The following is a 21,368-nucleotide window of genomic DNA, read 5'->3' on the forward strand; positions in this document are numbered from 1 at the left end:
GATTTATGGGGTTTCCGTTGCATTCTATTTATCATGCAACTAAATTTGGAATAGAAGGATGGTCTGAAAGTATGTCATTTGAATTGGGACTTCATCAGATCGGCATTAAGACAATCGCTCCCGGTGCCACGTTGACCAGTTTTTTAGACAGGTCTCTTGAAAAAGGATTACATCCTGCTTATCAAGATTTAGAAGAGAAACTGCTAGGCTCCACAGATGCTATGATGAGTAACTCAATAGCGCCAGAACAGGTTGCGGCGGTGGTTTATCAAGCAGCTACTGACGGGAAAGACCAGATCAGATATCTGGTAGGAGAGGATACCAAAGCAATGGACGCGAATCGTTTGAAGATGGGGCGTGAAGATTTTCGGAAGGAACTTAAAAAGCAATTTTTGTAGTCAATAATTAACTTCATAACTTTAAATATTTAAAAGAAGTATGAGTTTTATCCTGAAATTTTTAGGTGGTATTGTGCTTTCGGTAGGGTTGGCTTTAGTCTTCAAGCCTAATCTTTTCACTACTTCAGCTGCTAGCATTGATGGTTATCAGACAATAGAGAAAAGGGTACTTCGGGGCTTTTTGTTGGGTATCGGTCTTTTTATGCTGTTTTTTTCATCATGGAACTCCTGGAAATTGATATTATTGGCATTCCTGATTGCTTTGACAGTAGGAGTAATGACGGCCAGAATCGTAGGTCTCGCATTAGACGGATTTTACACCAAGCAAATTTACTGGCTGTTAATAGAAATGATGATTTTGATCATCTTTGGGTTTTTGTATTCCTTATGCGCAGTAAAAATTTATTATAATTATTAACGATATAAAAATGTATACTATACAGTCATTATCTGAGTTTCACCGGTTGTTATCACTGGAAGCTCCACAGCATCCTTTGGTAAGCATTGTAAAGGTTTCAGAACTCCACGCCATTGATTCAGAAATATGGCAGAAATTTACGACCACTTTTTATACCATATCGCTAAAAAGTAACATTCAGTCAAAAATCAAATACGGTCAGAATTACTATGACTTTGACAGCGGATCCATGATCTTTAGCTCCCCAAAACAGGTTCAGTCTGTCGAGGCGGCGAGCAATATGTTGGACGAAAAAGCCGGAACGGGATATGTTCTTTGCTTTCATCCGGATTTTCTTGCTCGTCATCCACTGGCAATAAACATCAAAAAGTATAATTTTTTTTCCTACGAAGTGAGTGAAGCACTGCATCTTTCCGATAAAGAGAAAAAAAACGTTACGGAGATTTTTCAAAAGATTGAGGAAGAGTATCAGCATATCGACCCTCATACGCAGAATGTAATTTTATCACAGATCGACCTATTGCTAACTTATTGCCAACGTTTTTACGAAAGACAATTTCTTACCCGCCAAGCGTTAAACAATGATCTCCTGACGAAAACTGAAATCATTATCAATCAATATTTTGATACTAAAAAAGGTCTTGTTCTGGGGCTGCTTACCGTAGAGCATCTGGCAGAAGAACTTCATATTAGTGCGCATTATTTAAGCGATGCTTTACGTTCGCTCACAGGAATGAGCGCGCAGCAGCATATTCATGAAAAACTTATTGCAAAGGCTAAAGAATATTTAATCTCTACTGACATGACGGTTTCAGAAATTGCTTACTACTTAGGCTTTGAGCAGTCCCAATCATTTCACAAGCTTTTCAAAAAGAAGACCAGTATATCTCCACTGGAATTCAAGCAGTCTTTCAATTAAGGATTAAATTAATTTTGATCAATTTACCAAGGATGAAGATGAAATAGGCCTCTGTAAAGCAACGGAAATAAGACTTTTGTTTCCGCTTATATTATTTCCTTTATTGCCAGCTTATTTTTTTCTTCTTTTTCTTTGCCTTTTTTTCATCTGGGATTCAAAAACCAGTTCCTCTTGATTCCACGAGTCAGAAGATAAGAAGTCATTAAAAAATCCGTCAAACAAACCGCTAATGCTATCAATTGAAAATTGTTCGGTGTCTATTTCCTGAGATAAATTAACATCATCATGAGCCGATTTATTTTCGGGCTTTGATTCTGACCCATTAAATAATGTGTTGAATGAATTTGCTGATAGATATTTGCCTAACTGCGAACCATTCCATACTAACTTCGAATCATGGTCGATAAACGTGATACCGTATATTCTTCCCTGGTCGTTTCTTCTGATCACTGTAGCAATTCCCTGTTCAAGAAGTTGCTTTTTAAAAGACGCTTCAGAATGACTGGTGAGTATTGCGGTCTCTATGGTTCTTTTTAAAATCGGTTTTGAAGGATGATCTTTCATTTTTGATTTTGACTTTTCAATTAATGCCTGGATGTGTTCCACACCTGCATGCTTACCGAAAAGCGATGACTTAAAAGCAGCACTTATTTTTTTGCCATGTTCATCCGTAGCAAAATATACGATTCCTTTTCTCATTTTTCCCTGCAATTCTCCATCAACCTGTTCAAGATTTATATTGAATTGAGAGAGCAAAGCATGGTACGCTCCTATACTTTGAAAATGATAAGTCTGAGGCAGATGTCTGAGTACGGATGCCAATTGTGTTTTAATATGACCTTTAGCGTAATTCACAGGCTTAAAAATCAAAGTAGAATTCTGGCTTTCACTTTCAGTGGCCACCTTTAAATGAAATTGCTTTTCTAATTTTCTGCAGGCTGCCATGGATCGATGACGGTCATAACGATCTGGTATTTTTTTGCCATTAAGCTGAACACAGGTTGTCACAATATGAATGTGGGTCCTGTCAATATCGGTATGCTTAAAAACAACATAGGGTTGCTGTCCATAGCCCATTTCCTGCATATACTGCTGTGCCATTTCCCGGTAATCGGAGTCATCCACTTTATCTTCCGGATGCGGATTGAGTGAAATATGCCTGAGGGGCTTTTCAGTTTTACGGTTGGCAATGAAGTAAGGTTCAAAATATTGATGGAAAAACTGAGCTGTATAAGGCCGATCCCATACATCAGGAATCTTGTTGGTTAAAAGAACATGTCCGTTTCCCTGATCCACTTTCTGCTGATTGTAATTAAGCGCACCCCAGAGATTTTCACCTTTTCCGATTTTAGCGATCATTTTCAGAACTTTTTAGAATATGGTTACGCTCAAAATCTTTCGTTAAATCAATAATCTGTTTACAGATTAAGGCCAGTTCTCTGGTGTGGTTTTCCAGTTTAAATAAATAGTATGCTGCTTTTTTCTCAGTAAAATTCCGATATAAAATCTTTACGACCTGGTTATAATTCTTTCCAACCGACTGAAACTGGTAGAAGAATTTAGTAAGTTGCGTATGATAATCCATTGTTGAAACATCGACAGTAATCATTTTCAGTTCTTTCTGAAACAAAACAGTTGTGATAAATTTGGCTTTGTTGCTCATCCCCGAAGCTTCATATAATTTTAGAAAATTAAAGTTTTCTTCATCGGTCAGCCGGAATACATACCGATGTTTGCTGGGATTCAGCTTTGGCTTTCGCCCACCTTTGTTACTCTTTTTAAATACCATAATATTCAGTTTAAAATGATCAAAATCACGACTTCGGAGTGGTTTTCCAAGCCCCAGCCAGGGCAAGTTGTTTTGAGGCACGAGAAAAGTTGTGAGGCACTCAAAACATAACTTGCCCCTTTCGGGTGAAAGGTCTGGTTTTGAATAGACCAGGTTAATACACCATCATACCCATCCGATATTCTCAACAGAGACTCGTCAGTCTTATCACACAAAGAAAACCACAATAATCGGTAGAACCGGCGTATCGTCCAAGGCCAAAGCAGGAGACTGAAAGCCAAAAGCAACCATTGTAAAAACCTTTGGGCAGAAATAATATTCATTTGCCTCAGATGGCGGGCGTGCTCTCTTACCTGCATATCTGAAAGAAACCCGGAGGTCCTGAAATCTGGCCTTCCTGCCTTCTTGAATTCTGGAATTCCGGTAACCAGGAGATTATGTCAGAGTGATAGAAATCAGGAGTTCAATCGAACAGGATTAAATGACCGGAAGCATTCAGGAAAGATTGACAAACATCAGTGGTGATAATAGGAATTCGAAGCGGTATTGCTGAAGGCAGTATGTCCATATAGACATCATTGCTGACTGAAAGCCTGCAACCATTTACCTGATCAAATGAGATCTAACAAAATTCAAAAATATGACAACAAAAAAACAACTCAAAATTATTGCATTTTCTACCCAAAAGGGTGGGGTAGGAAAAAGTACGTTTACCACCTTGATCGCAAGTATTCTTCATTACCGGATGGGTTATCAGGTGGCTGTTTTCGACTGTGACTTTCCGCAGTACAGTTTGCTCCAAATGCGGGAACGGGATCTGAAAGTCGTGATGCAGAATGAGATGCTGAAAAAGATGGCGCACAAACAATTTACAACGATCAATAAGAAAGCGTATCCTATCTTTGAAAGTAAAGCAGACCAGGTCCTGGAAGATATGAACGCCTACATTGCTGCCGAACCAACACCGGATATCATTTTTCTGGATTTACCGGGAACCGTCAATACAGCCGGGATTTTACGAACATTGATCAACGTCCATTATATTTTTTCTCCCATTACTGCCGATCGTCTCGTGCTTGAAAGTACACTGAGTTTTACCGATGTACTGACCAACGTCCTAATGAAAGAAAATGAAACGTTCATCCAAGGCATCTATTTATTCTGGAATCAGGTGGACGGCAGAGAAAGAACGCTGCTGTACAAAAATTACAGTAAGGTTATTTCAGACCTGGGGCTGCAGTTGATGGAAACTACGGTTACCGACAGCAAAAGATTCAGGAAAGAAGGTGGAGAGTTCGCAAAAACGGTCTTCCGGTCAACCTTGTTACCGGCAGATCCTAAGCTGTTAGGGCAATGCAGGTTGGATCGTTTTGTAGAAGAGTTTCTAAGAATTATCAAATTACAGGAGCATGGAAAGTGAAAAAAAGAACAGCAATGACCCAGGTATTGACGAACAGTACCTGATGTCCATTATGGCAGGAAGTCCAAAGAAAGAACTTCCTGACCAAAATTCTGATTTTCATAAGGAAAAAGGGATGCCAAAACACAAGGTGAAAAGCATAAAAAACCAGGAGGTCAACTACAGGGAGCTGTTCCTGACCCACCATACAATGACCAAGCGCGGTGACAAGAGTATTTACATCCGTCCGGAATATCACGGCCGTCTTTGCCGAATTATTCACATTATCGCAGATGATCAGATTCCTTTGTATGCGTATCTTGATAATATTCTGGCGCATCATTTTGAAATGTTCGAAAAGGAAATTACTGATGATTTCAATAATAAATACCGTCCCATCTTTTAAATATCATCTTATGGAACAAATGATCATTATCGCTTTGTTAATCGTTATCATTCTGATGCTTTCGGATAGAAAATATTTAGCAAAAGAACTCAATGAAAATGATGCTGATCCGGACGAGAAGCTTCCATCCATAATGGGCGATACAAAGCAAGGAGGAAGACATATCTTGCCAATTGAAACCACTGCAAGACAGCAGCTATCTGCTTCAATGACCGCAGATAATTTTGAGTCAGAAACCATAAACGGGCAAGCTGACGATGTAATTCAGAGTAAAAGTCTTAATGATATTTTAATCAAAGATGACGAGTGGGAGCAAGAGGAAGAAGATTGGAAATATCATGACTCTAATGTCGAAAGCGGGTTTGCTACAGGGGTTACCTTTCAGGAACTGAGTACTGCGGGTCAGTTGCTTCAGGAGGATCTGCTGGAGCCTGATCTAAAGCAACAAGCAGCAGAGATTATCCAAAAAGTTCAGGGAACCGAGCTTTTCGATCTTTTAGAGGATTCCTTGGGAGATGCTTCAAAGCGTATTGCCAATTTGCTAAATCAAAGTATTCTGAATACTGATGAAAGCACCGCTTCCAAAGAGGGTGTTGAAGGTTTCGATATTGGGGAATTTGTTTAAACGAATTCCCCTTTTATAATTTAACTACAAGAAATACCAATTCGGATACACCTGATCTGATGAGAACGATGAATTTTGTACTAGAAAATTAAATCAATTAAAAAAAAGAATTATGCAAAAAAGAAAATTGGGAAATAACGGATTAGAAGTTTCGGCATTGGGCTTTGGATGTATGGGTTTAAACTTTTTAGATGGTGTGGGTCTTGATAAAAAAGATGCCACAGCACTATTGCATCATGCCGTTGAAAGAGGGGTTACATTTTTTGACACCGCAGAAGCCTATGGGCCTTACACTAACGAAGAATTAGTCGGTGAAGGATTACAGCCCTATAGGAAAGATATTGTAATCGCTACAAAGTTTGGGTGTAAGGATGCCAGCCCGGCAGCAGGTCTGGACAGCAGACCCGAAACGATCAGGTCTGTAACAGAGGCTTCTCTTAGACGACTGAAGACAGATTATATTGATCTGCTGTACCAGCACAGGGTTGACCCAAATGTTCCGATAGAAGATGTTGCCGGAACGGTAAAAGACCTTATAGCGGAGGGTAAAGTAAAATATTTCGGTTTATCGGAAGCAAGTGTTAAAACTATTCGAAAAGCACATGCCATTCAACCTGTATCGGCATTGCAAAGCGAATACTCTTTATTTTGGCGTGAACCGGAGCATGCGATCATACCCACTTTAGAAGAATTAGGCATTGGTTTCGTTCCGTTCAGTCCTTTGGGAAAAGGTTTTCTTACAGGCGCCATCAATACTAAATTAGAAGCTGTTGACCGTCGAAATGTCCTTCCGCGTTTCACTGAAGAAAACATCAAGGCCAATCTGGTTTTGGTCGATGCACTTACTGAAATCGCCCAACAAAAAAATGTGACCACAGGACAGTTGGCATTGGCCTGGCTTCTGGCACAAAAACCATGGATCACACCGATCCCGGGAACCACGAAATTACCTCGTCTGGAAGAAAATATTGCCAGTACAAATGTCATATTGACCGCTGAAGACCTTGCCAAAATTGATTCTATAACCAGTAGTATTACACTTGTTGGCGACCGGTATCCTGAATTTTTAGAAAAGCAAATTGACAAATAAGAAATACAGAAATGGAAAACATTAAAGGAAAGGTAGTTGCCATTACGGGGGCAAGCAGCGGTATGGGTAAATCCATTGCTATGGAATTAGCAAAGAACGGGGCAAAGGTTGTCTTAGGGGCCAGACGTACAGAACAACTGCGACAACTTGTAGAAGACATAGAAAGTGATGGAGGGGAAGCCGCGTTTATTACAATTGATGTGAAGAACAAAGCCGATCTTGATCGCCTGGTGCATAAAGCTATGGAACAATATGGGAAATTGGATGTAATGGTCAACAACGCCGGTATCAGTCAGTTAAGCCGCATTGACGATCTGGATATTGAAGGTTGGCAAGAAATGATCGATATCAATCTCAAAGGCGTATTATATGGAATGGCCGCAGCAATTCCTGTTTTTAAGCAACAGCAGGAGGGACATATCGTTAATATTATTTCTACGGCAGGGTTAAAAATTACCCCCATGATGGGCGTTTATGCCGGAACAAAAAATGCGATACGCACCATTGCGGAAGCTTTTCGCCAGGAATCGGACGGAAAAGTACGTATTACGGGAATATCGCCGGGATTTGTAAAAACAGATTTTGCTGGAAGTATTAAAAATGAACAAATGAGAACAATTATTCAAAAAGAAATGGATCACATGGCATTAAATCCTATAGCCATAGCAAATGCGGTAATATATGCACTTAGCCAGCCCGGTGATGTTGAAGTTGGCGACATTGTGATTCGTCCGTCAAAACAAAATTGATTACATTCGTAAAAGAAATGCAAACACCATCTGACATACGGCACATTGACAGTATATCCCAATTGATGCGTCTATTGGAGCTTCCGGCACCGTTGCATCCAATGATTGCATTGGTTGATTACCGGAACGTACCCATGGAAACATTTCCCAGGGGACAGAGAATAAGCCTTGATTTTTACAAAATCTCCTTTAAAACAACATTCACGGGACAAATAAAATACGGCCAGGGATATTATGATTTTGAAGAAGGCGGAATGGCATTTTTAAAGCCTAAACAGATCGTTTTCCCTCCCGAGGAAATAGAAAGCTATGAGGGGATTGCGCTGTATTTTCATCCGGACTTTATCCGAAATCATTCCTTAGGAAAATCAATACAACAATATGGCTTTTTTTCTTATGACGTTTCAGAAGCCTTATTTTTGTCGGCTAAGGAAAAAGAAATTATAGCGGGTTTATTTGCTTCAATAGCCACTGAACTTGAAAATAATATTGACAGTTTCAGCCAGGATGTTCTGGTGTCGCAATTGGAATTGTTATTGAATTACAGCAATCGCTTTTACAGCAGACAGTTTATTACACGAAAAGCAGTCAATAATGATATCATTTCTTCTTTGGACCAACTCTTAAACCGCTATTTTGAAGATGGGGACAGTCTTAAAAAAGGGTTGCCATCGGTGAAATACATCAGTACAGAATTAAAGCTGTCGCAGCGTTATCTGAGCGATATGATGCGTTCATTCACAGGCCTGAATACGCAACAGTATATACAGAATGCCATTATAGAAAAGGCGAAAGAAAAATTAACGACCACAAATCTGTCGGTATCGGAAATTGCTTATGAATTAGGCTTTGAACACTCTCAATCATTCAGTAAACTGTTCAAAGCAAAAACCAGTGTTTCACCTGTGGAGTTCAGACAGTCATTTAATTAAAAGGAAGATAATTCAGGACTCCAGATAAAAGTCAAGCTGTCCCTGATTTTCCGGTTTAAACCTGTCAATTCACAGTTCAAAGGTGACCAAATATTGCAAGCCTCTATAAAAGAAGACAAGGTCAAGAAAAATCAGAATGACAACCTGTACTTTTTACTCTTCGCTGATACATAAAGAAATACTATCCAGGTTCAAGGATAGTATTTTTTATATGTCCGATCAGAACTTTTTGGAGATCGCTTTCATTAAACGTTTCCGTTGGTCCAAAAAGTCGAATTCTTAGCTGTCTTTCAACGTAATGGCGTTAAGGCTTTTTAGATTTTCTGTATTATTCATAGAACTGCTTCATTCTCCAAAGATTCTTGTGCGAAATCCTTTTCAGGTTCATTGGCCTGGATATGGAGACGCATTCTATGGATTCCCATTCAGTCGATCAGTTCCTGACTGACTTTTCTAATCGCATGATTACGGACATGTTTCATAAGCTCAATACGATCTGTGAAACTTTCGTCCTCTTTGAAACTCTTTATGAATTACAATTCATTATAAGAATTCCCAGAAGAACAAAGACCCATTAATTGACAAACAATTCCTCTCACTGCCATCAATCATAAATTGCTCCGGATCACTTACACCTTTGTCTCCAGATCTGCAAAGTGCAGGTTACATCATCAAAAATCTTCATTATGAAAAGACAAAGAGAAAAACTTTTGCTGCTCGGACTAAGCTTAGCATCAGGTACAGGTGGCTTTGCTCAGGGCAACGGCACCGCCGGCATCAATGAGGCCACCCAAATGGTCACATCGTATTTTGAGCCGGCTACACAACTTATCTATGCCATCGGAGCGGTTGTCGGGCTCATCGGAGGAGTCAAGGTGTACAATAAATTCAGCAGTGGTGATCCGGATACCAGTAAAACCGCAGCGAGCTGGTTTGGTGCCTGTATATTCCTGATTGTGGCCGCGACCATTTTACGTTCATTTTTCCTTTAAAAGATGATCATGAAGAACTACCACATCAACAAAGGAATAGGCAGGACGGTAGAGTTTAAGGGACTTAAAGCACAGTACCTCTTCATCTTTGCCGGCGGACTCTTAGCAATACTCGTATCAGTAATGATCCTATACATGGCTGGGGTAAATGCCTATCTATGTTTAATTCTCGGCGGTGCCAGCAGCGGACTGCTCATCTGGCAGACCTTCAGACTGAATGGCAAATACGGAGAGCATGGTATAATGAAAACGGTCGCTCGTAGAAAGCATCCTGATTACATCATCTGCCGCAAGTGCATCTACCGCTATCTGAAAATCAACCGAAAAAGAGCAGACGTATGAGAAATTCTTCCAAAGTCGCAACACTGGAAAGTAAATTTCCATTGCTTGCGATTGAAAATGACTGTATTATTTCAAAGGATGCCGATATTACCGTTTGCTTTACAGTAAGACTTCCTGAGCTGTTTACCGTAGCTTCTGCTGAGTATGAAGCGATGCATTCAGCCTGGTTCAAAGCGATTAAAACTTTACCGGATTTCACCGTGGTTCATAAGCAGGACTGGTTTATCCAAGAAAACTATACTCCTGATCTGATGGTAGAAGACCAGAGTTTTTTGTCAAGATCATTTGAACGGCATTTCAATGAGAGATCTTTTTTAAATCATTACTGTTATCTGTTCATCACAAAAACCAGCAAAGAAAAAATGCGGATGCAGAGTAACTTTTCATCGTTATGCAAAGGCAGGCTGGTTCCGAAAGAGATCAGGGATAAAGAGGTTGTTAACCGTTTTCTCGAAGCGGTCGATCAGCTGGAGAGGATCATCAATGACAGCGGTTACATCCATCTGGAAAGAATGTCAGAAGATGAAATCTCTGGAACCCTGGAAAAATCAGGAATCCTGGAACAGTATCTCACCTTATCCCGTGACGTTAAACCTGCGCTGCAGGACATCAGGTTAGGTTCGGAAGAAATGCGGATCGGAAATAACAGGATCTGCATGCATACTTTGTCAGATACTGAAGATCTACCGGCTACCATATCCTCACACAGCCGCTATGAAAAACTGAGCACCGACCGCAGTGACTGTCTGCTGTCATTCGCTTCACCCGTAGGGCTTCTCTTAAACTGCAATCATATCTACAACCAGTATCTGTTCATTGACAGCAGTGATGAGAATCTTCGGCAGTTTGAAAAATCGGCTAGGAATATGCACTCACTGGCAAGATACAGCCGAGCCAACCAGATCAACAAAGAATGGATCGAAAAATACCTGAACGAGGCCCATTCTTACGGTTTGCAATCGATACGTGCCCATTTCAATGTGATGTCCTGGTCTGATGATCCCGCCAAACTCAAGCAGCTGAAAAATGATACGGGGAGTGCCCTTGCGCTGATGGAATGCAAGCCCCGGCATAACACCACGGATACGGCCACCCTCTATTGGGCAGGAATTCCTGGAAATGCAGGCGATTTTCCCAGTGAAGAAAGTTTCTACACATTTATAGAACCGGCATTGTGTTTTTTCACCGAAGAAACGAATTATCTGGATTCGCTTTCACCATTTGGAATCAAGATGGCTGACCGTCTGACCGGAAAGCCGATTCATCTGGATATCTCTGATCTGCCGATGAAGCAGGGGATCATTACCAATAGAAATAAGTTCATCCTTGGACCTTCAGGCAGTGGCAAGTCGTTCTTCACCAATCACATGGTAAGACAGTATTACGAGCAGGGTGCGCACGTACTTCTCGTTGATACAGGAAATTCCTATCAGGGATTATGTGAACTGATCAAAGGAAAAACCAAAGGAGAGGATGGCGTTTATTTTACGTACACTGAAGACAATCCCATTGCTTTCAATCCATTTTATACGGATGACGGAATTTTTGACATTGAGAAGCGGGAAAGTATCAAAACCCTGATCTTGACTTTGTGGAAAAGAGATGATGAGCCGCCGACCCGTTCAGAGGAAGTAGCATTGTCCAATGCCGTCAGCGGCTATATTGAAATAATCAGGAGCAGTGATCAGTATCCCTCATTCAATGGATTCTATGAATATATCAAAGACGACTACCAGAAAGTTCTCGAACAAAAAAAGGTTAGGGAAAAAGACTTTGATATAGCCAACTTCCTCAATGTGCTGGAACCCTATTACAGAGGGGGTGAGTATGACTATCTGCTCAATTCAGAAAAGCAGCTGGACCTGTTATCCAAACGTTTCATTGTTTTTGAGATCGATGCCATTAAGGATCATAAAATCCTGTTCCCGATCGTGACGATCATTATTATGGAGGTATTCATCAATAAAATGCGTAGGCTCAAAGGAATCAGAAAACTGATTCTTATCGAGGAGGCATGGAAAGCGATTGCAAAGGAGGGAATGGCTGAATACATTAAATATCTGTTTAAGACCGTCAGGAAGTTCTTCGGAGAAGCTATTGTGGTGACCCAGGAAGTTGATGATATCATCCAATCTCGGGTTGTGAAGGAAAGCATCATTAACAATTCTGACTGTAAGATCCTTCTGGACCAGCGGAAATACATGAATAAGTTCGACGATATCCAGAGGATGCTGGGACTGACTGATAAAGAAAAAGCCCAGGTACTTTCAATCAACATGAACAATGACCCGAGAAGGATGTATAAAGAAGTCTGGATCGGGCTGGGCGGAACTCATTCAGCAGTATATGCAACGGAAGTTTCCACAAAAGAATATCTTGCCTATACTACCGAAGAAACGGAAAAAATGGAAGTGATGAATCTTGCATCGGAGCTTGACGGCAATATAGAACAGGCCATCAAGAGGATTTCTCTCAAGAGAATCAAATCAATCAAGGACCAATAAATCAATTATTTAAAATTTTACAACAATGAAAAAGTTAATCATCAAAACCTTTATGGTAGCATTCTTCGCTACCGTCACCTTCACAAAAGCACAATTCGTCGTAACGGATCCCGCCAACCTGGCGTCCGGTATTTTGAACTCTGCCAACGAAATTGTTCAAACCTCATCAACCGTATCCAATGTTATCAAGAACTTCAATGAGGTCAAAAAGGTCTATGAGCAGGGTAAAGAATATTACGATAAGCTTAAGGCGGTCAACAACCTCGTGAAGGATGCAAGAAAGGTTCAGCAAACCGTACTTCTGGTAGGTGATGTTTCTGAGATGTATGTGAATAATTTCGGGAAGATGCTGAATGATCCGAATTTCAATGCACAGGAGCTGGCTGCCATTGCCAACGGCTATTCCGCCCTTCTGACGGAAAGTACTGAACTACTGAAAGAACTCAAGCAGATCATTACCGCCAATGGGCTGTCTCTGAATGATAAGGAAAGAATGGAAGTGATTGACCGGGTCCACAAAGAAGTGAAAGAATACCATAACCTGGTACGGTATTATACCAATAAGAATATTTCGGTCAGCTATCTGAGAGCGAAAAAGCAGAACAACACCCAAAGGGTGTTACATCTTTACGGAACCTCGAATCAAAAATACTGGTAAGATGGAACCGAATAACTTACATGAAGTATTGCGATCCGTTTATGAAGAGATGATGCCCATGTGCGCTGATATGGCGGCAGTCGCAAGAGGCGTTGCAGGATTAGGTGCATTGTTCTTTGTGGCGCTGAAAGTCTGGCAATCCTTAAGCCGTGCCGAACCGATCGATCTATTTCCCATGCTAAGACCTTTTGCCATTGGCATCTGTATTATGTTTTTCTCAACTGTGGTGTTGGGAGGGCTGAATGGAGTGATGAGTCCTATTGTTCAGGGCAGCCACGCCATGCTGGAGGGTCAGGTATTGGACATGAACGAGCTTCAGCAGAAAAAGGACCTGTTAGAGCGGGAGGCCATGCTTAGAAATCCCGAGATGGCGTATCTGATCTCCAATGAAGAATTTGACAAAAAGCTGGAAGAGCTCGGATGGTCACCTTCGGACCTGGTCACCATGTCAGGCATGTACATCGAAAGGGAAATGTTTGCTATCAAGAAAGATATCCGGGACGGCTTCCGTGAATTTTTAGAGATCCTGTTCCAGTCAGCAGCATTGGTCATTGATACCATCAGGACCTTTTTCCTGATCGTCCTTTCCATATTGGGACCCATTGCATTTGCGATTTCCGTCTGGGACGGTTTTCAGACCACTTTGACCCAATGGCTGACCAGGTACATCAGCGTTTATCTGTGGCTTCCGGTTGCCGATATTTTCAGTGCTATTCTGGCGAAAATACAGACGCTGATCCTGGAGCGCGACATTGAGATGCTGGCAGATCCGGACTTTATTCCCGATACTTCCAATACGGTATACATCATTTATATGGTGATTGGAATCATCGGTTACTTTACTGTGCCGACCGTAACCGGCTGGGTCATCCAGGCAGGAGGTGCCGGTAATTTCATACGCAATGTGAATCAAACCGCTACGAAATCGGGTAATATTGCGGGAGCCGCAGCGGGTTCAGCAACAGGAAATATTTCGGGGAGATTGTTAAAATAAATACAGGCTTATGGAATTTAAAACTTTAAGAAATATTGAGAATAGCTTCAGGCAGATCCGCCTGTTTACGTTTGTTTTCGCGCTGCTGTGTTTCGGAGTTGTGGGTTTGGTGGTAGTCAAATCCTATCAGTTTGCAGAAGAACAGCGCCAGAAGATTTATGTTTTGGATAACGGCAAATCCTTAATGGTGGCGTTATCGCAGGATATGTCCATCAACAGGCCTGTTGAAGCAAGGGAGCACGTGAGGCGATTTCACGAGTTGTTTTTCACGATAGCGCCCGATAAGAATGCTATTGAAAGCAATATCAAAAGGGCTTTCAATCTGGCTGACCAATCTGCATTCAACTACTATAAGGATCTTCAGGAAAAGGGTTATTATAACAGAATTATTTCCGGAAATATTCAGCAGAGGATCGAAGTGGACAGTATTGTTGCCAACTTTAACAGTTATCCTTATGATGTCAGAACTTACGCCAGGCAGTTCATTATCCGGTCGAGTAATCTCACCATCAGGAATTTAATTACAGACTGTTCATTGGTCAACTCTGTGCGGTCCGACAGCAATCCGCAGGGGTTTACAATTGAAAAATTCAACGTAGTGGAAAACAGGGATATTGAAACGGTTGAGCGCTAAAATGAAAGCAATGATAAAGCTAAGAGATCAAATCGAACATTACATTTTAAAGGCTGAAAACCTTTGGAAGGTTCTGTCAACCGAAAGGCAAAGATTATTGATAAAAGTTTTCTTCGGTGCTTATGTTTTGCTGACTGCTGTAGTCATTATCAATGGCTTTATTGGAAAAGGCAAAAGGAGTAATACCATAGCTGTTGACCATATTGACGGCATTTCCAAGAAATCCGCCAGCGAAGATTTCAAACATATTGATACATTAAACTCAATCTTAACAAAATAGTATATGAAAGATCCAGTAAAAATTAAAATTACCGAGAATAATTTATCCCATTATCCGACTGAAGCGGATGATCGTCCCAAAGCGAAATGGGAGCGACTGAAGAAACCGGTCATCTATTTTATGATGGCAGCAGTCTGTGCAGGATGCTTTTATCTGATATTTAAACCGAAGGCTAATCATGCTATTGTTGAAGAAGCGGGTTTTAATGCAGCCATTCCACAGGCAAAGGACGGAGCGTTGCAATCTGATAAGCAAAAGGCTTATGAGCAGCTGCTGCTGGAGCAAAGGAATGAAGAGAAAAGAAATGCGGTAACAACCTTATCGGACTATTGGAATGATCGGGGCATTACAGGCACCAGCAGCAGTCTATCTCTGTCCGCTGGTATGAATAGTCTTCAGCAATCCGATCAGAATGCGGTGAGCAGTTATCGTAATGCACAACAGACCTTGAGCTCGTTTTATGGCCGGGAAGATCAGGAGGTTAATCATCTGAGAAAAGAAATTTCAAGATTAAAGAATGAAGCGTTGCAAAATAATGCGGTTCCGGCAGGTCTGGGAATCAACGATCAGTTAGCATTGATGGAAAAGTCGTATCAAATGGCTGCAAAATATCTTCCAAATACCCCAAAACAGGAAGAATCAGCACCAAATGAAAAGAAAGAAAAATATGTTGACAAGAAGATCAAAATTATACCAGCAAAACCAGCACATTACAATGTTGTTACCACCTTATACAGAGGGGCCTCAGACAGTGCTTTGATGGCTGGTTTGCATCACAACAGGTTTTATGAGGTTCAAAATGAATCAAAGAGTTCAGCTCAATCGGACAAAGCAATAAAAGCTGTTGTTCATGAAACGAAGACATTGGTTAATGAAAGTACATTATCCATCAGACTATCTGAAGGTTTGGAGCTGGGGCAAACAGAAATTTCTCCTGGAAGCTTGCTGACTGCCGCAGGTAAATTTCAGGGTGGTAGGCTTCAGCTAAAAATATCCTCCATTCAGTATAACGGAAGTGTTTATCCGGTAGAAATCAACATCCATGATAATGATGGACAGCCGGGGTTATATGTTCCGTATTCACCGCAGCAAAATGCTGTCAGTGATATGTTGGCAAATATGAGTCAGACTTCCGGCACCAACATTATGATGACCCAGTCCGCAGGACAGCAGGTCGTCGCTGATTTGAGCAGGGGAGTAATCCAGGGATTGTCGGGCTATTTTCAAAAAAGAGTCCGCCAGCAAAAAGTAACGGTAAAAGCAGGGCATCAAGTCTTGCTTGTACCTAAAAATAATTAATAAAAAATAAAAATATGAATACCCAAAAGAGCCATTTTATTCTCATCATGCTTCTTCTGCTCTTTGTAAGCAGAATGTTTGGTCAGGATTCTTTGATCGCCCCTCTTTCATTGGAGAAGGCAAAGCTGGAGCCTTTCAGGATGCTGGTCACTTACAGTAAAACCAGCCATGTGATATTTCCGTCACCGATACGTTATGTTGACCTTGGAAGTGAATTGTTGATTGCCAGTAAGTCCGAGCCTATCGGGAATGTCCTCAGGATCAAAGCTGCAGTCCGCAATTTTGAAGAGGAAACTAATTTTTCGGTGATCACGGAAGACGGGCAGTTTTACAGTTTTGATGTTTTTTACAGCCCTTATCCTGCGGTACTAACCTATGATCTTTTAAAGAGGCAACGAGAAATTGAGAGGCAGTATTCAACGGATGTACTTTTTGAAGATCTCAAAGGCAGCTCATCCTCTCTTACAAAATTGATGATGGAAAACCTGTACAGGAATAGCCGCAAGACGATTAACCATATTGCATCAAAAAGCTATGGTATTCGGTTTTCCGTTCGGGCATTGCATGTGAATGACAATAAATTCTACTTTACCTTAGAAGTTGATAACAAAAGCAATATCGCATATGATATTGAAATGATCAAATTTAAAATAGTAGATAAAAAAAAATTAAAGAGGAAGGTTGTTCAGGAGAAGAGGTTGGAACCGATAAGGGTTTATACTCCATTAATAACTGTAACTCATCATTCTAATGCGAAAGGAGTTTATGTACTTGAACAATTTACCCTTCTAAAAGGTCAGGTTTTGGAAGTTGAGATTCTGGAAAGGAATGGGGGACGTCATCAAAAAGTTCAGCTAGGAAACAAGAAGCTGATCCATGCAAAACTGATCGGCAATTCTAGCTTTTAAGCCAGATAAGACATACGAAGATCAAGAGCAATCTTATATTTTTTTAATGCATATTACATTCTCTTGGGTTCTATAGAGTAACCTCTCTATTCACCCGTAAGCTTTTTGAGAAATGTACGGATGCTACATTTTTCAATGGGCTTACTTCCTACGATCTGCGAAAAAATAGTTTCAACCAACGGGAGAAATTATTTTTTCGCCAAATTTTAATAAGCGACAATTCATGATTGCCGCTTATTTTAGTAGCACTAATATCAATTTACAGATAGCCGTTATCAGCAAAGGACAAATAATCCGTAGAGGTTAAAATACAATGATCCAGTAATTTAATGTTTAAAAATTCTGACGCACATTTTAAATCCTCCGTAATTTTCAAGTCCTGTGTTGAAGGATTTAGATTTCCAGATGGGTGATTATGTGCTAAGATTACGGCAGATGCATTACACAACAATGCTGCCTGCATAATAATCCTAATATCGACTATTGTTGAAGAAATACCTGATTCAGATATTTTCTTTATACCTAAGACTTTGTTAGCCTGATTTAAATACAATGCGAAACATGATTCTCTGTAATCTATTTCCTCGACATCGAAGTATTGGCGGAATACATCAACGGCATCATGCGAATCGCTTATTAATCGCTCAGAGTTGCCTTTTCGTGAATAACTTAATTTTATTTCATTAACAATATTAAAATTCATGGGATCGCTCTTGTACGGCAGAGACTTAAATTTCCCGTACATATTATATTTTGATTTGTTTTCAATCTCTTCTTTGTACTTTTTAAAGCTTTTCTAGGCTTTGCTTACTGTTTTTCAAAACAAAAACCGGAAAAAAGAAAGCAGATATGAAGTGTTGACAAAGAGAAATTGACCAAAAGGAAACGGAATAATTGGAGGGTACCTTCAGGGAGGAAACCGTTTATGCCGTAGTCTTTTTGTAGGATAAGCGTATGGCTGGCAACAATACCTTAGCTGCCTTTTTACCGGTTTATTATGAAAAAGATTATTTGATTTGTAACACCTTAGCCTTATTTAATGTGCATTTCATCATTATAAATATTTCGATGTATGGTTCGTTTGAAATAATGCTGGATATGCCATGTACCGCCAACAACAGTCAAATCCGGTAACTTTCTTTTAATGCTGTTGATTAATCTTAAATCGCACAAAATGAATTACTGTAGAGTTCAGACATAATTTTAAAATTTGTACATATGAGTCAATTGCCATCGAATCTATTTTGTTCAATAAAGCAATTAATCGAAAATTCGAAAAAAAGTATTGTCCGAAATATCAATACCACCATGTTACTGACTTATTTTCAAATAGGTAAGGTAATCGTGGAGAATGAGCAGGATGGAAGAGACAGGGCGGAATATGCTAAAGAGACATTGAAAAATCTTAGTCACCAATTGACGAGAGAATTCGGCAGGGGATACTCAGTAGATAGTTTACAATGGATGAGAAAGTTTTATTTAATGTATCAAAATAGAATTGCTGAAAAATACGAAACAGTGTTTCGTAATTCTGCTAAAGGTTCAAATTATGAATCAACGTCTCGTAATTCTTTTTTTTCATTATCATGGTCTCATTATATTCAATTAATGAAGATCGAAAATCCGGACGAAAGAAATTTTTATGAAATCGAGGCAAGCCAGAATAACTGGAGTGTCAGAGAACTTATAAGGCAATTTAATTCAGCAATATATGAACGGCTGGCATTGACCAGGGATGTAAAGGGAGTAAAAGAGTTAGCTCAGAAAGGGCAGATCATAGAAAAGTCTACTGATGTTTTAAAAAGTCACTATGTTTTGGAATTCTTAGATTTAAAAGAGGATAATCACTACTCTGAAAGTGATCTGGAAACTGAGATTATCAATAAATTAGAGCATTTTATGCTTGAATTAGGAAAAGGTTTTCTCTTTGAAGGGCGTCAGCGCAGATTTACCTTTGAAGGCGACAGTTTCTTTGTGGATCTGGTATTTTATAATCGTCTTTTAAGGTGTTTTGTTCTGCTTGACTTAAAAATAGGAAAATTATCCCATCAGGATATCGGGCAAATGCAGATGTATGTCAATTATTATGATAGAAAAGTGAAGCTGGCAGAAGAAAATCCAACAATTGGAATCATTCTTTGTAAAGAAGAAAACAAAACAGTTATTGAATTCACTCTTCCGGAAAACAACAATACCATTTTTGCAAAAGAGTATAAAGCAATTCTTCCGACCAAGGAAGAACTTAAGAAACAGGTCAGATAAAGATTCTTCATAATTCCTGCTTAGGACCTCTCAAACAGCCCATGCCCGGAAAAATAAATTAACATTTGACTATATCGCATGGAACTTAGACAGTCCTGTGTAAATCAAATATATCATTTGCTTTAACAATAAACTTATCTTTATCTAAAAAAAAGTTTGATTTCATAGCCTTGACTTTTCGCCCGATCGTAGAATTTTATGGCACCTTTTGCACCACCTTGGAGAGGTGTAAAATTTTTTGACATTATTTAGCACAATACAGATTGCAATTTTAGACACGGTTAATAATAGTTTTTAGCTTTAAATAATAAAATTAACAAATAATTGATATTGAAATAACTATTAAATAGATTGCAGGATTTCATGAAAATATCTTCAGCCTTTTTTGGATTTTATATACATGATTTTTTAAAAAATAATATATATCAAAGATTCTATTTTAATAATAATTGACTGTTGAAAGTTCTGCAAGTCTATTTAGATCTTCTACAAAAGTGTTCGAAAATTGCACCTCCGGGGTCACAAGACTGACATTAGAAACTTTCGAAGTTTCATGTCGGTCTTTTTTTTTGCTTAAAGCATTGTTTGTCAATAAAATAAACTCAGCTATAGAATTCAATCTAGGTGTTCGAAAACCTATTCCGTCAAAAACCAGTTTTTCAGGATACATCGAACACGTTATTGCGCGCTTTCCCGCTGTATCAGCCTTTGAATAGAGTTTTGATAGATTGCAGATAGTATTTAGGGCGTCATCCAATTTTTTAGAAATGTCTGTTTCTTTTCCCTCAGTATTCATAAGTCTCAATTTATTTTCAAGAATTTCAGTTTCTTTCTGACACTGCACTTTAACCTGACGGTAGTCATCATCATCGAGCTTATCCATGAGATAAAGATCTCTTGCTTTCGAAAGTTTTAGACCTATATCGTCAATTTCTTGGGCAACCTTTTTACGGGCATCTGTAATACCGCCTGTAAGACTTTTGTAGTTGTCCTTCAAAAGTGTTTTGAGTATGTTTTTAATATTCTCTGAGAATTCATATTTTCCTAGTTCTATTTCAAACAGTTTGTTAATCTTTTCTGAATGATGTCTAAAGCCGCATTTTGAATTACAGTGATAGTAATGATACCAGTTTTTCTTACCCTTTGACCTGCTGGCGGTGAGAATGTGTCCGCATCGCGGACATAAAAGTAAACCACGAAGGGGATACATTTCTGTATTCACAACCTTTGCTTCAGGCAGCTCGCGGTATGCCCTACCATCCATTATACGCTGGACTTTTAAGAATAGTGCATCAGAGATAAGTGCTTCGTGTTTGCCCTTCACGCAGGATGCTTCTTCATGTTTATGCTGAGAGAGATAAATCTTCCCGCAATAGGTAGGATTTCGCATAGCATTTATAAAACCATTTCTGCTGATATTCTTACCTTCACGTTCATTCATTTTTCGCCTTACATGTTCAGCGGGAATATGGCCTTTTGCCACTTCCTGGAAGGCCCATATGATATTGGACGCCTCAGGCTGTTTGACCGCAACATATTTCTTCCCATCTTCAGTAGTTCGGTTGATGTAGCCATAAGGTGCGGTATCCATCAACCTACCTTCTTTTTTTGCTCTTCGCATTCCATAAAATACGTTCAATGCCCGTCTATCATTTTCGACTTCGGGAGTCGCGAGATAAATGGCTAGTAGAAGTTTATTTTCAGGAATGGACATATCTAATGGTTGCTCTATTGCTTGAGGAATAACTCCCGCCTTTTCGAGCTGGTTAA

The 21,368-nt window shown here is 39.7% G+C and carries 23 protein-coding genes; 19 read left to right on the forward strand and 4 right to left on the reverse strand.

Going from position 1 to position 21,368, the window contains the following annotated elements; translation table 11 throughout:
* The 3 genes from QZ735_RS07205 to QZ735_RS07215 all read left to right on the forward strand — a co-directional run.
* A partial coding sequence (locus QZ735_RS07205) for an SDR family NAD(P)-dependent oxidoreductase (RefSeq protein WP_294246196.1) occupies positions 1–398 on the forward strand: 398 nt, incomplete at its 5' end.
* A 40-nt stretch (positions 399–438) separates the two neighbouring features.
* On the forward strand, positions 439–816 hold the full coding sequence (locus QZ735_RS07210; protein ID WP_294246199.1) for a hypothetical protein: 378 nt from the start codon (positions 439–441) through the stop codon (positions 814–816).
* A gap of 10 nt (positions 817–826) precedes the next feature.
* On the forward strand, positions 827–1,735 hold the full coding sequence (locus QZ735_RS07215; RefSeq protein WP_294246202.1) for a helix-turn-helix transcriptional regulator: 909 nt from the start codon (positions 827–829) through the stop codon (positions 1,733–1,735).
* Positions 1,736–1,846: 111 nt separating this feature from the next.
* Here the strand turns inward: QZ735_RS07215 and mobB are convergent, their stop codons facing one another.
* Both mobB and mobA read right to left on the reverse strand, forming a co-directional pair.
* On the reverse strand, positions 1,847–3,094 hold the full coding sequence (gene mobB, locus QZ735_RS07220; RefSeq protein WP_294246205.1) for a conjugal transfer protein MobB: 1,248 nt from the start codon (positions 3,092–3,094) through the stop codon (positions 1,847–1,849).
* Positions 3,084–3,524 carry a conjugal transfer protein MobA gene (mobA, locus tag QZ735_RS07225; RefSeq protein ID WP_294246256.1) on the reverse strand — a complete coding sequence of 147 codons (441 nt, stop codon included), beginning with the start codon at positions 3,522–3,524 and terminating at the stop codon, positions 3,084–3,086. The genes mobB and mobA overlap by 11 nt, the downstream gene beginning before the upstream one ends.
* Before the next feature lie 640 nt (positions 3,525–4,164).
* On the opposite strand from mobA, the gene QZ735_RS07230 reads away from it, so the two are divergent.
* From QZ735_RS07230 to traN, 15 genes are all read left to right on the forward strand, one after another.
* A complete protein-coding gene (locus QZ735_RS07230; protein ID WP_294246208.1) occupies positions 4,165–4,944 on the forward strand; it encodes a ParA family protein in 780 nt (259 codons plus the stop codon).
* Positions 4,934–5,329, forward strand: coding sequence for a DUF3408 domain-containing protein (locus QZ735_RS07235; RefSeq protein WP_294246210.1), 396 nt, complete (start codon positions 4,934–4,936; stop codon positions 5,327–5,329). Before QZ735_RS07230 ends, QZ735_RS07235 begins: the two co-directional genes overlap by 11 nt.
* Positions 5,330–5,339: 10 nt before the next feature.
* Entirely contained in the window at positions 5,340–5,954 is a 615-nt protein-coding gene (locus QZ735_RS07240; protein ID WP_294246213.1) for a hypothetical protein, read from the forward strand.
* Positions 5,955–6,066: 112 nt separating this feature from the next.
* Positions 6,067–7,044 carry an aldo/keto reductase gene (locus QZ735_RS07245; RefSeq protein ID WP_294246215.1) on the forward strand — a complete coding sequence of 326 codons (978 nt, stop codon included), beginning with the start codon at positions 6,067–6,069 and terminating at the stop codon, positions 7,042–7,044.
* Positions 7,045–7,055: 11 nt separating this feature from the next.
* Positions 7,056–7,793 (forward strand): SDR family oxidoreductase, encoded by a 738-nt coding sequence (locus QZ735_RS07250; protein WP_294246217.1) that lies wholly within the window; start codon positions 7,056–7,058, stop codon positions 7,791–7,793.
* 254 nt (positions 7,794–8,047) lie between these two features.
* The gene (locus QZ735_RS07255; RefSeq protein WP_367117834.1) at positions 8,048–8,725 is read left to right on the forward strand and encodes a helix-turn-helix domain-containing protein; all 678 of its coding nucleotides are present in this window, start codon (positions 8,048–8,050) and stop codon (positions 8,723–8,725) included.
* A gap of 686 nt (positions 8,726–9,411) precedes the next feature.
* Positions 9,412–9,717: a DUF4134 domain-containing protein gene (locus QZ735_RS07260; RefSeq protein ID WP_294246225.1), complete on the forward strand. Its 306-nt coding sequence runs from the start codon at positions 9,412–9,414 to the stop codon at positions 9,715–9,717.
* Between the two features lie 9 nt (positions 9,718–9,726).
* A complete protein-coding gene (locus tag QZ735_RS07265) occupies positions 9,727–10,059 on the forward strand; it encodes a DUF4133 domain-containing protein (RefSeq protein WP_294246227.1) in 333 nt (110 codons plus the stop codon).
* Positions 10,056–12,563 carry a TraG family conjugative transposon ATPase gene (locus QZ735_RS07270; protein WP_294246230.1) on the forward strand — a complete coding sequence of 836 codons (2,508 nt, stop codon included), beginning with the start codon at positions 10,056–10,058 and terminating at the stop codon, positions 12,561–12,563. The genes QZ735_RS07265 and QZ735_RS07270 overlap by 4 nt, the downstream gene beginning before the upstream one ends.
* 52 nt (positions 12,564–12,615) lie before the next feature.
* Positions 12,616–13,221, forward strand: coding sequence for a DUF4141 domain-containing protein (locus tag QZ735_RS07275; RefSeq protein WP_294246259.1), 606 nt, complete (start codon positions 12,616–12,618; stop codon positions 13,219–13,221).
* Between the two features lies 1 nt (position 13,222).
* Positions 13,223–14,215 carry a conjugative transposon protein TraJ gene (traJ, locus tag QZ735_RS07280; protein ID WP_294246233.1) on the forward strand — a complete coding sequence of 331 codons (993 nt, stop codon included), beginning with the start codon at positions 13,223–13,225 and terminating at the stop codon, positions 14,213–14,215.
* Between the two features lie 10 nt (positions 14,216–14,225).
* The gene (gene traK / locus QZ735_RS07285; protein ID WP_294246236.1) at positions 14,226–14,849 is read left to right on the forward strand and encodes a conjugative transposon protein TraK; all 624 of its coding nucleotides are present in this window, start codon (positions 14,226–14,228) and stop codon (positions 14,847–14,849) included.
* A gap of 10 nt (positions 14,850–14,859) precedes the next feature.
* Positions 14,860–15,129: a hypothetical protein gene (locus tag QZ735_RS07290; RefSeq protein ID WP_294246239.1), complete on the forward strand. Its 270-nt coding sequence runs from the start codon at positions 14,860–14,862 to the stop codon at positions 15,127–15,129.
* Between the two features lie 3 nt (positions 15,130–15,132).
* Entirely contained in the window at positions 15,133–16,428 is a 1,296-nt protein-coding gene (gene traM / locus QZ735_RS07295) for a conjugative transposon protein TraM (protein ID WP_294246242.1), read from the forward strand.
* A 14-nt stretch (positions 16,429–16,442) separates the two neighbouring features.
* Positions 16,443–17,336 (forward strand): conjugative transposon protein TraN, encoded by an 894-nt coding sequence (gene traN, locus QZ735_RS07300; protein WP_294246244.1) that lies wholly within the window; start codon positions 16,443–16,445, stop codon positions 17,334–17,336.
* Between the two features lie 259 nt (positions 17,337–17,595).
* Here traN and QZ735_RS07305 read toward each other — a convergent pair whose 3' ends face one another.
* Complete coding sequence (locus QZ735_RS07305; protein ID WP_294246246.1) at positions 17,596–18,039, reverse strand: JAB domain-containing protein; 444 nt, start codon at positions 18,037–18,039, stop codon at positions 17,596–17,598.
* A gap of 515 nt (positions 18,040–18,554) precedes the next feature.
* Between QZ735_RS07305 and QZ735_RS07310 the strand changes: the two genes are divergently transcribed.
* Positions 18,555–19,598 carry a PDDEXK nuclease domain-containing protein gene (locus QZ735_RS07310; RefSeq protein ID WP_294246248.1) on the forward strand — a complete coding sequence of 348 codons (1,044 nt, stop codon included), beginning with the start codon at positions 18,555–18,557 and terminating at the stop codon, positions 19,596–19,598.
* A 439-nt stretch (positions 19,599–20,037) separates the two neighbouring features.
* On the opposite strand, the gene QZ735_RS07315 is transcribed toward QZ735_RS07310, so the two are convergent.
* Positions 20,038–21,368, reverse strand: a 1,331-nt coding sequence (locus tag QZ735_RS07315) for a recombinase family protein (protein WP_294246252.1), incomplete at its 5' end; no start/stop codon positions are given.

Origin of the sequence: uncultured Chryseobacterium sp., from assembly GCF_913776365.1 — a bacterium.
Taxonomy (GTDB): domain Bacteria; phylum Bacteroidota; class Bacteroidia; order Flavobacteriales; family Weeksellaceae; genus Chryseobacterium.